General features: G+C 43.8%; 14 protein-coding genes. 6 read left to right on the top strand and 8 right to left on the bottom strand.

Annotation, left to right across the window (positions count from 1 at the left end; all coding sequences use genetic code 11):
• Positions 1-60: 60 nt before the first annotated feature.
• Entirely contained in the window at positions 61-1,182 is a 1,122-nt protein-coding gene (locus AB0L18_RS22025; RefSeq protein WP_367389485.1) for a TRAP transporter substrate-binding protein, read from the bottom strand.
• Between the two features lie 66 nt (positions 1,183-1,248).
• Positions 1,249-1,650 carry a hypothetical protein gene (locus tag AB0L18_RS22020; protein ID WP_367389484.1) on the bottom strand — a complete coding sequence of 134 codons (402 nt, stop codon included), beginning with the start codon at positions 1,648-1,650 and terminating at the stop codon, positions 1,249-1,251.
• A 305-nt stretch (positions 1,651-1,955) separates the two neighbouring features.
• Here AB0L18_RS22020 and AB0L18_RS22015 point away from each other — a divergent pair, with 305 nt between their 5' ends.
• The 4 genes from AB0L18_RS22015 to AB0L18_RS22000 all read left to right on the top strand — a co-directional run bounded on the left by AB0L18_RS22015 (position 1,956) and on the right by AB0L18_RS22000 (position 8,180).
• The gene (locus tag AB0L18_RS22015; protein WP_367389483.1) at positions 1,956-3,665 is read left to right on the top strand and encodes a GMC family oxidoreductase; all 1,710 of its coding nucleotides are present in this window, start codon (positions 1,956-1,958) and stop codon (positions 3,663-3,665) included.
• A 2-nt stretch (positions 3,666-3,667) separates the two neighbouring features.
• Entirely contained in the window at positions 3,668-4,381 is a 714-nt protein-coding gene (locus AB0L18_RS22010) for a gluconate 2-dehydrogenase subunit 3 family protein (protein WP_367389482.1), read from the top strand.
• Between the two features lie 215 nt (positions 4,382-4,596).
• On the top strand, positions 4,597-5,802 hold the full coding sequence (gene pcaF / locus AB0L18_RS22005) for a 3-oxoadipyl-CoA thiolase (protein ID WP_367389481.1): 1,206 nt from the start codon (positions 4,597-4,599) through the stop codon (positions 5,800-5,802).
• A gap of 62 nt (positions 5,803-5,864) precedes the next feature.
• Positions 5,865-8,180, top strand: coding sequence for a T9SS type A sorting domain-containing protein (locus AB0L18_RS22000; protein WP_367389480.1), 2,316 nt, complete (start codon positions 5,865-5,867; stop codon positions 8,178-8,180).
• Positions 8,181-8,302: 122 nt separating this feature from the next.
• Here the strand turns inward: AB0L18_RS22000 and AB0L18_RS21995 are convergent, their stop codons facing one another.
• From AB0L18_RS21995 to AB0L18_RS21985, 3 genes are all read right to left on the bottom strand, one after another.
• Positions 8,303-8,731: a hypothetical protein gene (locus AB0L18_RS21995; protein ID WP_367389479.1), complete on the bottom strand. Its 429-nt coding sequence runs from the start codon at positions 8,729-8,731 to the stop codon at positions 8,303-8,305.
• 130 nt (positions 8,732-8,861) lie between these two features.
• Positions 8,862-9,971 carry a glycosyltransferase family 4 protein gene (locus AB0L18_RS21990; RefSeq protein ID WP_367389478.1) on the bottom strand — a complete coding sequence of 370 codons (1,110 nt, stop codon included), beginning with the start codon at positions 9,969-9,971 and terminating at the stop codon, positions 8,862-8,864.
• 4 nt (positions 9,972-9,975) lie between these two features.
• On the bottom strand, positions 9,976-12,078 hold the full coding sequence (locus AB0L18_RS21985; protein ID WP_367389477.1) for a glycosyltransferase: 2,103 nt from the start codon (positions 12,076-12,078) through the stop codon (positions 9,976-9,978).
• Positions 12,079-12,134: 56 nt separating this feature from the next.
• Here AB0L18_RS21985 and AB0L18_RS21980 point away from each other — a divergent pair, with 56 nt between their 5' ends.
• Positions 12,135-12,845, top strand: a complete 711-nt coding sequence (locus tag AB0L18_RS21980) for a sulfotransferase family 2 domain-containing protein (RefSeq protein ID WP_367389476.1) — start codon at positions 12,135-12,137, stop codon at positions 12,843-12,845.
• On the opposite strand, the gene AB0L18_RS21975 is transcribed toward AB0L18_RS21980, so the two are convergent.
• From AB0L18_RS21975 to AB0L18_RS21965, 3 genes are read right to left on the bottom strand one after another with little or no spacing between them, the layout of a single operon-like run.
• Positions 12,829-13,485, bottom strand: a complete 657-nt coding sequence (locus AB0L18_RS21975) for a sulfotransferase family 2 domain-containing protein (RefSeq protein WP_367389475.1) — start codon at positions 13,483-13,485, stop codon at positions 12,829-12,831. The genes AB0L18_RS21980 and AB0L18_RS21975 overlap by 17 nt on opposite strands.
• Positions 13,475-14,329 carry an ABC transporter ATP-binding protein gene (locus AB0L18_RS21970; RefSeq protein ID WP_367389474.1) on the bottom strand — a complete coding sequence of 285 codons (855 nt, stop codon included), beginning with the start codon at positions 14,327-14,329 and terminating at the stop codon, positions 13,475-13,477. Before AB0L18_RS21970 ends, AB0L18_RS21975 begins: the two co-directional genes overlap by 11 nt.
• A gap of 6 nt (positions 14,330-14,335) precedes the next feature.
• The gene (locus tag AB0L18_RS21965) at positions 14,336-15,142 is read right to left on the bottom strand and encodes an ABC transporter permease (RefSeq protein ID WP_367389473.1); all 807 of its coding nucleotides are present in this window, start codon (positions 15,140-15,142) and stop codon (positions 14,336-14,338) included.
• A 72-nt stretch (positions 15,143-15,214) separates the two neighbouring features.
• Between AB0L18_RS21965 and AB0L18_RS21960 the strand changes: the two genes are divergently transcribed.
• Positions 15,215-15,610 (top strand): hypothetical protein, encoded by a 396-nt coding sequence (locus tag AB0L18_RS21960; RefSeq protein WP_367389472.1) that lies wholly within the window; start codon positions 15,215-15,217, stop codon positions 15,608-15,610.
• Positions 15,611-15,621: the final 11 nt, after the last annotated feature.

The raw sequence follows: 15,621 nt of genomic DNA, 5'->3' as shown, positions 1-15,621 counted from the left end.
GTGCCTCACGGGCAGGCAGGCGCGTTCCATCATGCAGCAAAGAGCAGGGTAGGAGGTCGCCTACTGCACCTGCAATTCATTGTAGAATCGCTTTTCTGTAATGGCCGCATACTGATAAGCTTGGGCCTGAAACTGCTGGAAGGAAGCGTATACTTTGGCGGAGAAGGGGTCTTCCTCGGAAAGCGTCTGAAGCACCTCCGCAGTAAGGACACGAAAACGTTCAAGTACTTCCTTGGGGAATTGCCGGAGCTTCACGCCTTTTTCTACCAAGCCTCCCAAGGCTTCGGCATTGCGTCTTTCCATTTCCATCCAACACCACAAGTGGGTATGGTAGGCTGCCGAGCGGACGATGGCCTGTAGATCTTCTGGTAGGGCCTCAAATTTATCCTTGTTAGCAAAGAATTCCAAGGCTGTGCCGGGCTCGTGCCAGCCAGGCGTATAGTAGTATTTAGCAATTTCGTGAAAACCCATGAGCGTATCGTGATACGGACCAAGCCACTCCGTAGCATCAATGACGCCGCGTTCGAGGTTGGAATACAGTTCACTGCCGGGCATGAGTACCTGGGCGCCGCCAGCGGCATCAAATACGCGGCCACCAAGCCCAGGTATACGCATTTTAAGGCCCTGAATATCCTGAAGACTGTTGATCTCCCGATTGAACCAGCCACCCATTTGTACCCCGGTATTTCCCCCTAGAAAGGGTACCACGCCAAACTGGGCATACAGCTCTTGCCACAGCTCCATTCCTCCACCATTCATGATCCAGGAGGTGTGTTGCGCCGCATTCATTCCGAAGGGAACAGAGGCAAAAAACTGTGCTGCCGGGGCAATCCCCGCCCAATAGTAACCTGCTCCCGACCCCATCTCGGCTCCACCTGAGCGGACGGTCTCGAATGCTTTGAGGGGTGGCGCCAATTCGCCCCCTCCGTAAACGGTAATCTTCATGCGTCCGGAAGACATCGTTTCTACCAGTTTTGCCAACATCTTGCAGGCTTCATCAAGCACCGGAAAATTCGGAGGCCAGGTAGTCGTCATTTTCCACTCGTACCTTTTCTGATTCGCCAGGGTGGGGGAGCCGCCACCTTTTTGGGCATTCATATCCCCCGTAAGGGCACGAATAGCGAAAGGCAGAGAAATGGTTCCTAGTGCCAGGGCTTTGAATATTTTTCGTCGATTGGACATGGTGTTGTGTTTAGCTCCCTCCTCGGTCCTCCCTCACGAGAAAGGAAGGCGTGATGGGTGGGTTGTTTAGTCGTAAATGTACAAACCTGCATTTAGTGCCCCTAAAATCGTTCCATTAAGTTCTTCACTACCAGGAAACATCCATTCATCGGGGTCATAATATTCACGACTGTATCTGTATACAGCAAAAGACCAGTTGTCCATTTGGCCTTCATACTTAAGCCGACCTAGCTTTGTTTCTATATAGCTAACATCGTCCTGGTTTATTTTTGGAGTGGAGATACCTAGCATCTGCCCGATCAACTCACTGAATGAATTGGGGATGGAGATTTCTCTTTTTTTGATTTTAGATAAATAAGCGAATTGCCCTCTGAAAGAGATTTGAAAATTTGTCTTATTCTCCTTGTTAAAATTTCCTGTAATTTCCAGAACCTCCTTTTTTATGGAGGCTGTTATTTTATGACTCATTGCTTGTTCTGATTAGAATTCTAAATTGATGTTGTTCTTTTGAAACACCAAGGGTATTCTTACTACTAGCTACACCAAATGTGTCCCGCTGAAGGGATCGATCCAAAGGATCGAGGGAGGGCTGACCTAACCTTAAGGGCCTTCATCCTCCTCCAAAGGCGAACAGCGCAATCCCTAATTTAAGCAAATCCTACCGCGCCTTCCTACCTCAGTGAGGGGGATCGAGGAGGAAGCCAAATTCCCTTCCCCAATGATAATAAAATGTTGGATAAAAACCCTAGTTTAGCCCAAACGAAAAACCTATTATGTCAGCAACGATTTATGATGTAATTATTGTAGGCTCCGGTGCCGGTGGGGGGATGGCGACCAAAATCCTTTCGGAAGCCGGCATGAAAGTAGCACTGGTGGAAGCCGGTCCTTACTTCGATCCCAAGGATCCTACGACGATGACCCAGATGAAATGGCCCTGGGAATCCCCGCGTCGAGGAGCCAGCACTAATCGCGCTTTTGGCGACTTTGATATGTCCTGGGGCGATTGGAAAGTGGAAGGCGAGCCCTATACCCAGGAAGAAGGCACCGACTTTATGTGGTGGCGATCTCGTATGTTGGGTGGCCGTACCAACCACTGGGGAAGAATATCGCTCCGCTTTGGACCCGATGATTTTAGGCGTAAAGACATTGATGGCTTAGGCGACAACTGGCCCATCACTTATGAAGAAATCAAGCCTTACTACGATCGGCTGGATAAGATGGTCGGGGTTTTTGGTTCTAAAGAAAATCGGCGCAATGATCCCGATGGGTTCTTCTTGCCAGCACCAAAGCCAAGGCTGCATGAACTTTACTACATCAAAGGTGCACGCAAAGCAGGCGTAGACGTTATCCCAGCCCGGATGTCGATGCTGACTAAAAAACTAAACAACGAGCGTGGTGTGTGTTTCTACTGTGGGCAATGTAACCGCTCCTGTAAGGTCTATGCAGATTTTTCTTCCAGCTCGGTGTTTATCATCCCAGCATTGAACGGTACTGGTCAGGTAGATTTGTTTGTAAACAGCATGGTGCGTTCGGTGACGACCAATGCGGAAGGGAAAGCGACAGGTGTTTCCTACATCAATAAAGTCGACCGCAAAGAATACCAGTTACAGGGGCGTTCCGTCGTTTTAGGAGCCTCCGCTTGTAGTTCTGCTCGGATTTTACTGAATTCCAAGAGCCCACAGCACCCCAATGGTTTGGGCAATAGCAGTGACGTAGTGGGGCGTTATCTCCATGATTCTACGGGCGGTGGCAGAACGGGTTTTATTCCTGCACTGATGAATCGCAAAACCAACTACAACGAAGATGGAGTAGGAGGGATGCACGTTTATTCCCCCTGGTGGTTGGACAACAAAAAGTTGGATTTTCCTAGAGGCTATCACATTGAAGTGTGGGGAGGACTGGGGATGCCTGCCTATGGCTTCGGTTTTGACGCCAGCGCTTTTAATGAATACATTGGTTTGGAAGTTGGGGGTTATGGGAATAAACTCCGCGAAGATGTGAAACGATTTTATGGAGCCGCCATTGGTTTTGGTGGGAGAGGGGAGTCTATCGCCAGAAGAGAGAATCGTTGTGAATTAGATCCTACGGTCGTCGATCAATTCGGGATTCCAGTGTTGAAATTTAATTACAAGTGGTCGGATTACGAACGCTACCAGGCGCGCCACATGCAGGACACCTTTGAGGAATTGATCCACGCCATGGGTGGTCATCCCGTAGGTGACAAACCGACCAAAGAGCAAGATTGGGGCTTACTGAAACCTGGGCAAATTATTCACGAAGTGGGTACCACCAGGATGGGCAATGACCCGAAAACATCGGTCACCAACAAATACTGCCAATTACACGATGCCGATAATGTGTTTGTGGTAGATGCTGGCCCCTTTGTGAGTCAGGCCGATAAGAACTGTACCTGGACGATCATGGCACTGGCTATGCGTACCTCTGAATACATTGTAGAACAATACAAAAAGCGGAACATTTAATTATGAAAAGAAGAGATTCACTCAGAACCTTGTTGGTTGGAACCATTGGAAGTGCCGCTATCTTTACCAGCAATAGTGGCTGTACCCCCGCATCGGAGGATGCTGGAGCTGGCGAAGCTACAGGTCTTTACGGTCGGACGCCCGAAGAAATTGAGCACGATAAAGAGATAAATGCTGAAATTTACTTAAATGACGATGAGCTGGCAACCATTGCCGTCTTGTGCGATATCATCTTGCCGGCAACGGCGGAGGCGGGTTCTGCGACTGATGCTAAAGTTCCAGATTTTATCGACTTTATCGTCAAAGATATACCTGATTACCAGTTGCCAATTCGAGGTGGATTGATGTGGCTCAACTACGAAGCGAATCGTCGTTTTGGTAAGGACTTTATCACCTGTCTGCCTGCCGAGGAGATTCAAATCATTGAAGACATCGCCTATCCTGATCCGGATGAATTAAAGCCAGACATGGCGTACGGAATCACGTTTTTTGAGCTGATGCGTAACCTTACGTTGACGGGCTATTACACCACCAAAATGGGACTCGACGATCTGGGCTACACCGGCAATTTTGCCAATGTTTGGGATGGCGTCCCTGAGGAAATTTTAGCCGATCACGATGTTGATTATGATGAAGAATGGTTGGCCAAATGTGTCGACCAAAATGAGCGAATGACCATCGCGGAGTGGGATGAGGATGGGAATTTATTGACTTAATTCTATTTACCACATACTCACATAGCTTTTTTGAGGCGCCTGAAGTATTGAATTGTCACATAGAGTAGTTTTTTGATTAGTGTCAATTGTGCTATTTTTGTGTTTTCGTGAGCCATTTAAGGCACCTAAGAAAAAACTTAAGTACCTTATGTGGTTCAAATTTTCCCCTAACCATCTACCTTGTACCCAGTACAAAGTACCAAGTACCCAAAAAATTGGAAGCATATCTCGTTGCGGGCGTTCGTACCGCTTTTGGCAAGTTTACCGGAACTTTATCTCCAGTCCGTACAGATGATTTAGGCGCTATCCCGATTCGCGAATTGGTCAAGCGTTTTCCGCAAATCCCTGCGGAGCTGTATGACGATGTAATCCTGGGCTGTGCTAACCAGGCGGGTGAAGACAATCGTAATGTTGCCCGTATGTGTCTCTTGCTGGCAGGTTTGCCTTATGATGTTCCCGGTGAGACTGTCAACCGTCTTTGTTCTTCTGGACTGTCAGCTATTTCACACGCCAATAGGGCCATCAAAGCAGGGGAGGGGGACCTCATTATTGCGGGCGGGGTGGAACACATGACCCGTGGACCTTGGGTGATTTCTAAAACATCCAAGCCTTTTGGGCGGGATGCTCAGATGTTTGACAGCAGTTTTGGTTGGCGTTTTATCAACCCCAAAATGCAAGAGCTGTACGGCACTGATGGCATGGGCGTAACCGCCGAAAACCTGGCGGATATGTACAATATTAGCCGGGAAGATCAAGACCTGTTTGCCTACAACTCTCAGCAAAAAGCTGCTCGTGCGCAAGCAGCTGGGCGCTTGGCAGAAGAGATCGTACCGGTGCATATTCCACGCCGCAAACAGGATGACCTGGTATTCGATCAGGATGAATTTATTCGTGCAGATACCACCATCGACATTTTGGCAAAGCTTCGTCCGGCTTTCCGGAAAACGGGGGGCACCGTTACGGCGGGCAATGCTTCTGGTTTGAACGATGGTGCAGCCGCCGTATTGGTAGCTTCCGCAAAAGCGGTTAAGGAGTACAATTTACAGCCTCTGGCAAGAATCGTTACCTCTGCGGTCGTTGGTGTAGAGCCGCGTATAATGGGGATTGGTCCGGTAAAAGCGAGCCAGAAAGCCCTCCAACGCGCTGGCTTAACACTAGCGGATATGGACATCATAGAGCTCAACGAAGCTTTTGCCGCACAAAGTTTGGCCTGTATTCGTGAACTAGGCTTGCAAGATGACGATCCACGCATCAACCCCAATGGCGGTGCCATCGCTATTGGTCATCCGCTGGGCGTTTCGGGCACCAGGATTGCGCACACTGCCGCCTTGGAGTTGCATAAAACAAATGGAAAGTACGCCCTGGTGACGATGTGTATTGGAGTGGGGCAGGGGTATGCGATGATTTTGGAGAAAAGTTAGTACCATTTGGTTACTATATCATTAGTAGGTCAATAAAGTATTCAGAAAAAGTAAATAATAGAATGAAGTATTACTTGACGCTACTAATTGCTCTTGCTTTATTAAGTCTCCACGCGCAATGCCCCGACGGAGATGTTGTCCTCAGCAGTCAGGCTGAGGTAGATGCTTATGTGGCAACCTTTCCAGATTGCACCGAGATTGCCGGTAATTTGCAGATTGGAAGTTATGAAGCAAGTACGGACATTGCCGACATTTCCGGCCTAAGCAGCCTAACGAGTATTACCGAAGGCCTTGACATTCTTTTCAATAATGGCTTAGCAGATTTAAACGGCCTACAGCACCTGACAACGATTGGCGGCCGCCTCTTTATTGCTTTCAATCCCAGTTTGGTCAACCTGGACAGCTTAGCGAATCTGCTTTCCCTTGGGAGAGGGCTCAGTATTGAATCAAACAATACCCTGGCCGACATTAGCGGTTTGAATAATTTGACTTTTATTCCCGGACCACTTAGTATTGCCTCCAATGATGCGCTCACAAGTCTGGAAGGGTTGGACAATGTAATCGATGTGGACGGCTTACTGAGTATTATGGATAATGATGGTTTGATAAGTATTTCCAACCTGGGAAATCTCACCTCAATTAATGGAACGCTAACGATTAGATTCAATGCGGTACTTGCGAGCCTGAATGGCCTGGAGAATATTGATGCAACGAGTATTTCCGGACAAGGACTAGTTATCATGTCTAACCCTCAGCTCTCCGTTTGCGACATCCAAAGTATCTGTAACTATATTGGGGTGGAAATGAACCCAGCTGATATTTCGGGTAACGCCGACGGTTGTGCTACCCGTACGGAAGTGGAGATGGCTTGCCCGGCTGTCTGTCCGGAAGGAGATGTTGTGCTCCCCACTCAAGCGGAAGTAGATGCCTTCGTAGCTACTTATCCCAACTGTACAACGATCAACGGTGACCTACAGATAGGCCCCAATTCTGGATCATCGGACGTTACCGACCTCATTGGATTATCGGCCATCACTGCTGTAGATGGTGACTTGCATATTTTCCTGACATCAGGCCTGGCGAATTTAGAAGGTTTAGCGGGTATCCAATCCGTAAGTGGTTGGATACGGATTGAGGGTAACGCTGTCTTAGCAAATGTAGATGCTTTATCCGGCATTAACACCCTGGCTGGAGACTTGAGGATTGGCTACAATGAGGCCTTAACAAATCTGGACGGGCTGTCTAATCTAACTGCTGTCGGGGGGAATCTGTTTATTACCAGTAATGCCGCCCTCACGAATTTGGATGGACTAGCAAATGTCACGGTAGTTGGTGACAATCTGGGGATCAACTTGAATGCAGCCTTAACCAATGTGCACGGACTATCCGCTGTAGATTCGGTAGCTGGTAATCTGGATATTTCGACCAACGCTATGCTTACGGATGTCAGCGGCATTGCTGGCGTAACTTATATCGGTGAAGATTTGAAGATTACGGAGAATGATCTCTTAACGGAAATTACGGGTCCATTTGCTATTGATTTCCTACCAGGAGACTTGCTAATTTTCTCCAATCCATCGCTGACGAACTTAAGTGGTTTGTCTTCTATTACGGCAGTGGGAGAGGACCTGCGCATTAATAACAACACTTCTTTATCTGCCTTGAATGGTCTGGAGGGTATCAGTTCCGTGGGCCAAAGTTTGGAAATTAGCTCCAACGATAATTTAACCGATTTAACGGGCCTGTCTGGTATCACCTCGGTAGGTTCGAACCTCTATATCGGGTTAAATGATGCCTTAACCGATTTGAGTGGTCTGGAGCATATTACCACTGTAGGTCTAAACCTGAAGCTCTTCAACAACGCGGTCCTGACCAATCTGAATGGGCTATCGGGCATCACAACGCTGGGCGGAGAATTAAGCCTGTTTAGCAATGAAACCCTCACAGACGTAAGCGGGCTGGAAAACATTACTGCCAATACCATTACTTTTCTGGAAATTGTCTTCAACGGCCAGCTTTCGGACTGTGCCGTCCAGAGTATTTGCGATTACTTAGCGGTAGCCACAAACGATACTTCCTTTCTTAGCAATGCCCCGGGTTGCCAGATCCGGGCCCAGGTAGAAGCGGCTTGCATTGTACCGGCTACGGAAATCTCGGCAACCAATATTGAGCTATTTCCCAATCCTACCAATGGGCGACTTCAGCTCCGCAATATCACTGCCGAACGAGTAGAGGTATTCAATGCTCAAGGGCAGCAGGTCGCCAGCTACCGTTCACCTGGCCAGGAATTGGACCTGGGCGCGTTACCCGTTGGCGTGTATTACTTACAGCTTATTGCGGTTGATGGTGCGTATGTTACCAAGGTGTTGAAGCAATAAAATCAGGCATTTACGCTCCAAGGTTTGGTCTACTAAAGGGTAAGGGTAGGGGAGTAATAAAGTAAAAACAGCCTAAAGTAGTCGCTTCAGGCTGTTTTTGCAATAAAAAACATTTTGTTTTATCAGTGCCGTCCCCAGAGTTCAACACGGCCGCGACGATTTGCGCGATTCTTAGTGTCGTACCAGAAAACGACTTTGGTGATGATGCGGTTGTTGCCAGTGAGGTCAAGTAATCGGGTCGTTTGTCCAGCGCGGACGGTTTCGCTGATTTGGAAGGTCTGTGTGCTGCCATTGGCAAAATGCACGACGCAGCGGTGGAAATTCATGGGCGCTAATTCGGCGTGTAAACGTAAAGCCGTAAAAGTTCCTTCACGGGCCGTCACCAGAATCTCATCACGATCTAAGCCGTAGTTGACGCGTCGCTGGCCAAGTTTTTCCCAACGAGGAGGATTTTCTAGCACAGCGTCGCTGGATACGCTGTGGGCCGAAATTTTGTTCAGAAAGAAAAATGCACAGATAATCAGCAGGCTGCTGGAGAAATAGGATTTCATGTTGTTTTATTTAGTGAATAATCCGCCCTTAGATAGCCAATCTATATAGAACGTTTAAATAAGAGCTGAAAAAATGGCCTAAATTAATGCCTATAATTTATATTATGTTAAGTAGAGTTTAAAAAAAGGCCTATTTTATTACTTCTTCTACTTTCTGCCAAAAATCGAGTGCACACTGAGCCCAGGAAAATTTTTCAGCGTGGAGCTGATTTTTCAAGCTCCTGTTTTCCTTGCTGAAGAAAACTTCCTCCATGCATGCTACCAATGATGCAGTATCATCGGTCTCAAAGAAAAATGCGGCTCCCTCTCCTATTTCGGTTAAACTGGAATTATTTGCGGTGATGACGTCTGTCCCACAAGCTAAGGCCTCGATAATGGGCAAGCCAAAACCTTCATACATGGATGGATAAATAAGCGCTGTAGCGTGCGTGTACAAAATCGGCAAATCTGAAAAATCGACAAAGCCTAACAATTTGATTTTTTCGCGGTACGGATGTGCTGCGAAGGCTTCTTCAAAACGAGTAGATTTCCAGCCCATTTGTCCGACCATAATGAGTGCTATTTCCTGATCTTTATTCTCTAAACAAAATGTAGCAAATGCATTCAGAAGTAGCACTAGGTTTTTTCGCGGTTCAATTGTGCCTACGTAAATAAAATAAGGCACATTGATCCCAAGCTCTTTTAAACGAGCAGGATTTTTTGTGGGCTGAAATACAGAATGCTTACCCAGGTACAAGTGTTTAATTTTGTTTTCCGTAAAGGGAAAAAATTGCTCAACATCCTTGCTTGTATGCTTGGAATTGGTAAACACCCAATCCGTTCTGCGCAGAATACCTTTCAAGAAAATCTTTTGCAACAACTGGCTGTGCCATCGATGATGATGCGGAAAAATCAAGGGCGTAAGATCGTGGATCATCGTCATCCGTTTTATGCTATGTGGGAGATTAAAAGGACCAAAGTGGGCGGGTTCAAAAACAGCGGCCACTCCCCTATTGCTGAGTATCCAAGGGATAATAAAGAACAGCCGTAAAGAAGCAAAGCCAATAGGTAGATGAATATTTGGAACAACAATTTGTTCTATGTTTAAGTCAGGATCGTACTTTTCTCGAATGAGTAGCAGTTGATCCGCTTTGCCCATGTTGATTAAAGCATTAATTAATTCTTTAGTGAATACATGTACACCGGCAGATTGATTATCTAAGGGGTCAGCTAAGATTGCGATTCGCTTGTTGTTACTCAAGTCCTCATGGTTTATTATTACTAATCAGTTTTTCATAATAATTGATCGTTTCGAAGGCGGCTTTCAACCATGAAAATTTGTAAGATTGAATTCGTGCTTTTTCAACTAATGATAACCTCATTTCCGGATCTAGGAGTAACTGCTTCATCGCTTTGGCAATTGCCGATACATCCTTGGTATTGACTCCTAAGCCACCCTCTCCTACTACCTCAGGCATAGAACTATTACTGCCAAATATTACGGTAGTTCCTGATTGCATAGCCTCTAATAATGGCAAGCCAAACCCTTCGTAATGAGATAAATAGCACAAAGCTATTGCATTATTATATAAAACTGGAAGCTCACTATCCGGAATGAATCCAGTAAAATATACATTTTGTTTCTTTAAATCTTCTTCCGATTTTTCCAAGTCATGGTATTTCCATCCTTTTTTCCCCCCGATGAGTAAGCTGAGCTTTTGATTAAAGCCTTGCTCTTCTTTCAGTTGAAGAAAAGCAGCGATTACACCCTTTAAATTTTTTCGAGGTTCTATTGTTGATAAGGTCATAAAATATGGTGTCCCATCATTGACCTTGTATTTTTCGAGAATTCTTGCTTCATTCTCTTTACCTATACTCTCCCTGGAAAACGCACCATTAGCACCTTCGTATATGACTTTTATTTTTTCTCTGGGAACTCGATAAAGAAGGGAAAGATCCCTGGCGGTAGCCTTTGAAATGGCAATAAAATCAGCATTCTTCGCTAGTGCGCATTGTATTCCTTCCTCTGAATGTACAATATTGTTTTCGGTATGATACGCTGGAAAAAGATGATGAGTGAAATCGTGTGCAGTTACTAAAAACTTTGTATTTGCGTGTTGTATCAAATGCATGTTTTGAGGAAGAGGAAGATGGACAAGGTCATAACTGTCAATGTTTTTTTGAAGTTTTCTAAAGGCTTTAACTGATTTCCTGGCTGTTGTTTTTCGGTGCAGATAATTCAGGAATCGGCGAAACGGGCCTTTTCTGTATAACCTACTAAAGAAATCATAAATGTTAGTTGGAAGCTTCGCTTTGATATATGCTTTTAGTGCTAAAAGCCGATTTTCATATAGATGAGTGCCTTGTAACGCTTCTTTTTGTTGGTCAGCAACTTTTACAACCTGTGCTAAAGGGTGTTCCTGTTCATGGCTTTCAGTTATTGCGTATTTTTTAAGATAAGTACTTGTTATAGAAGAATTTATTGGCCAAATAGTATTATTGAAGAATAAGTCAATATGAATATCTCGTCTAATGGTAGAGAATTGGATTAAGTGCTCAATTAATTCTGTTAAGTATCGCTTAACACCATCGTTGTCGTTTGAAAAAGCTTTGGATACTTCTAGGAGGATTTTTTTTTCTGGCTTAACACTAGAAGCTTTCAATTGATCATCTTGATAGCCTTGACTTAGCATTGTGGCTCCATGCAAATCCCAAAAAAGTTGTTGTAAATCAACGGGCATTTCTGTTTTATAACCAGCGACTTTACCTTTTCTGAAATGCTTTTCAGCTAACTTTTCTTTCTTAACATCTTCTCCTCCAGCTCCGTATTGAGGATTGCCAAATTTAAGTGTTTCGAAGCTTGGTAACCTACTCAGATCAGGTGCAGGTAGGTCAATGATCGCACTTAATTTGCTGATTTCACCAATAGGATTCTTGATTAAATCTTCAAATTTTATAATGATATCCGCTTTTGATGTCCAGGCTTCAACATTCGCTGACCAACCACCAAAATAGCTATCATTTAGTGCTAAAATAGCCAAGAGGAGATTGTTAAAATAATCGCTCCCAGGAGTTACGATATCTTTGCGATGATGGGCAATCGAAACAAGGGCATCTCTCCCATCACGAACGATATATACCGACTTGCAATTCCGCAAATTTGGCGGTAATTGATCAGGTAGTAAATGGGTTTTCACTACGGGAAAACTGGCAAAACCTTCCTCCAATGGACGAGTTGAATCCTGGTGATAGGTACTAGACGATATCCCATACACTTCATAAAGCACATTGCGAAAAAAGGTGTTTCCTGATCGTGGAAAAGAGGCTAACCATATCATAGGCGGAATATCGCAATAATTTTTTATCATTGTATGAACTAGCGCTTACTTTCCCCTTTTGATATTCCTCTTAATACAACCTCGTGATGTTTGATTTCCTTAAAAAACAGAAAAGTGATACTGCACTTGAATTGATTTCAATTCATATCCCTAAAACTGCTGGAACTTCATTCCGAAATACACTAAAGCAAGTATATGGAGAGGAAAAAGTAGTTCGCCTTGATATCAATAGAAGTTCAAAGGAAGTACGGATAAATGAACTCCTATTCACAAAACCGGAATTACCATCGAAAATCAAGGTTATTCATGGGCATTTTTCGATTGCAAATTTGAAGCAATGCTTTTTTATTGATGAGTGCACTCCTATGATAACCTGGCTTAGAGACCCTGTTGACCGGGTTATTTCCAATTATTTTTACTTGTGCAAACGCTTAGCAGAGGAATTGGAAGAAGAAAAGAAAGGACTCAATATTCTAAGCAAGCTCCAGCGTTCGCTAATTGAATACGCAAGAGATGAAATAAGCCGAAATCGTATTTCAAAGTTTCTTTCAGGAGCCCAATTAACAGATTTTATCTTTGTGGGTATTCAGGAGCATTATGATGCAGATCTAGCTGATTTAGCAAACCTGTTAGACTGGCCTACTGCAAAGGCTTTCTTACATAATGTTACCGGAAGTAGCTATGAGGTAGATAAGGGCACAAGAGATGAGATCGCTCGGTTGAATACACTAGACATGGACTTATATCATACTGCCCTAGAGATGCGAGAAAATAGATTGTCTAAAATGTGTAATTGAACAGTTCGATATCTTTTTTATATAGGGTGGTGATAATGTCTTTTGTTCTATTGTTATAAGCCATCCGAAAGTCACAAGGGCGTTCCGTTTTGTTTTCGTGTTCTAATTGAAGGTGAGGTACTTCAAGTATTTTTTTAAGCTTCTCAAAATCAGGATGTAGGTTTTCAAACCTTCCTAAAAAGTCAACCACCAGATTGCCATTATTGTCATAAATCCAATTGTACTGAGGGCGCAGATTTGTTTGACTAATATCCCTTTTTACAACATAAGTTTCCAGCCAATCTGCAAAGTTGGGAAATAGATTGGGATTAGATGGATCAAGCGTTGGGCGTTTGCTAAAGAAGTTTCTTTTGCGGTAATGATAGTAGGAAAATAACCTGTCCCAAGGGTTGCGCACAAAACTAAACTTGAAAGAATTGTGCCAAAGTACCGGATCAACCAATTGCTGAATTTCTTGATGATTATAATGTTTTTTAAAAAGGCCTTCCGATTTCCTTGGGCGAGGAAAATCCAAGCAATGACGAATACTGGTACCAGCTGTTTTTGTAATATGAATAAAAAAAACGTCTATTCCTGAAGGAAACTGTTTGTAAGCAGGAAATTTTTCCAATCTGTCTTCGGCTAACCAGTTAGTAGTCATACATTTGTATTTTTTGGAAGCGTATTTCTCTTTCTTCTGGCGTAAGGTCTTTTAAACAATTCATTACGTAATAGTTAAGGGCCGCCGTAACATCACTATCATCGTAAACGATTCGACCTTTATCGATCACCAATACTCTGGTAGCAACCTTCAGAATTTTGCGGATATTGTTAGAGACAAAAAGGACACTTTTGGCGGGCTGCTGCACCCAATCTTTAAGGTGATCAAAACATTTTGCCTTGAAAACCGAATCTCCTACGGCCAAAGCCTCATCTAAAATAAAAATATTAGGGTCGGTTGCAATCGCAATAGCATAAGCGAGGCGAGCTGCCATTCCTGAAGAATAATTACCCAGAGGCTGATCAATTGCCTCTGCTAACTCCGAAAAAGATTCGATAAATTGAATACGCTGATCTATCTTTTCTTTACTCATGCCAAAAAGAGCCCCTTTTAGGTAAATATTTTCTCTACCTGTGTACAAAGGTTGCATACCCGAACGAAGTGCAAATACGGCCGTTGTTTTCACGCCCTCTTTGGTCCAAACTTCTCCTGAATCGTTGGTGTAGATATTCCCAATGATTCGCATTAAGCTTGTCTTTCCTGAGCCATTTGCACCTACGATGCCTAATATTTCACCTTCGTAAAGGTCGAAATTAATATCTTTCAACACCCAAAACTCTTTTTCCCTTAAAGTAGCGTAATCTGATTTGATAGGTAAAATGGCTTGCCATATATCTCTAATCCCATAGCGCATGTTATGAGAAATATCTTTACAGAATTTCTTATTCAAATGTCTTACAGATAATAGTATGTCCCCGTGCTTTTTGTATTGATTCTTTTCCATGCTTATTTAATTGTTAATAAAACGCTCAAGGACTTTTTTTTGTGTTTTCTTAAAAAGGGTAAAAGTCAAAAGGAGAAGTAAAAAGCTAAAGACACTACCGGCTGCAAAAGCTGGTAGGTTACTGTAGGTTCCTTGAGTTAGTAAATCCCGAGGCACTCCCACCAAATAGGTAAGTGGGTTGAGTAACACCAAATCTTGCAACCACGAAATAGGAATATCAGGGCTGTAAATAACAGGGGTAAAGTACATCAACAAGCCTAGTCCTTGATCCATCAAACGCGCAATATCAACCATTACTATCCTGAATATGGCGGTTATTAAACCAAGTGATAACCCGAGGCAAAGTAAAGGCAGTAAGGCTAATGGAAACAAAAAGCTGATCCAATGTAATTTTATCCCAAAAAGTACTAGTACAATTATGTTGATAATTAAGGGAATAACGAAGCGAATAAGGTGCACGGCTATGCGTTCAATAATCAAGGCCTCAATAGGAAAAGAAACGCTTACGAGTACTTGGTTATTGGTCGATAATAGGAGCGAAACCTGGCGGTACAGTTCAATGAAAAATCCCCAAATAGAAGTACTTAGGAGTACATAAGCAGGATAAGGAATTACCGTTTCTCCTGGTGTAACTACTCCAGCACTATGAAGAAAAATCCATATAATTACTGCTAAAATGGGACTTAGAAACAACCAGAATAACCCTATAAATGATTTTTTAAACTCAACGGTGAGTGAGACACGAATAAGTTGTTTTGCTAAATACCAATAAGAAGTAAAATGACCAATAGTATTGGTCTTTGCTCTTGACATATCTCAAATACTTTGCCCCAAAGTTAGATAATCTGGTTACTTTTGTCCTTCACAAGCTAGAAAACCTTTTTTATGAAATCCCTTCACTTTATATTCATCGTTTCAGCCTTGATGTTTGCTTTCTCTTGTAACAGTTCTTCTCCAGAAAGTGCTAGCGCAGTTCAGGCTACAGAAAAAACACAATCAGCTCCTGATATTAGTAGTCGCCCACCGCAGGTGATAGAGGATTTTATCAACAATACTGACAAAGCTGTCTCCGTTGCAAGTCCATTAACTGAAGAACAGAAAATGGCTATTACCAAATTGATGGAAGAAGCTAATTTTCAAAATTTAACACGTTTAGCACAGCGCGAGGTTCGGCCGGGCCTCAGAAATACAATCAGTACGACCATTTTGACGACAGAACAAGCCGCAGCACTGGATAAATATATGGAAGAACGCAGAATTCGCAATCAACAGCGAAACTAGTCTTTGGCTAT

It is taken from the genome of Lewinella sp. LCG006, assembly GCF_040784935.1.
GTDB lineage: Bacteria > Bacteroidota > Bacteroidia > Chitinophagales > Saprospiraceae > Lewinella.
The sequence above is the reverse complement of the archived record's forward strand: the minus strand, read 5'-3'. Positions and strand labels throughout refer to the sequence as shown.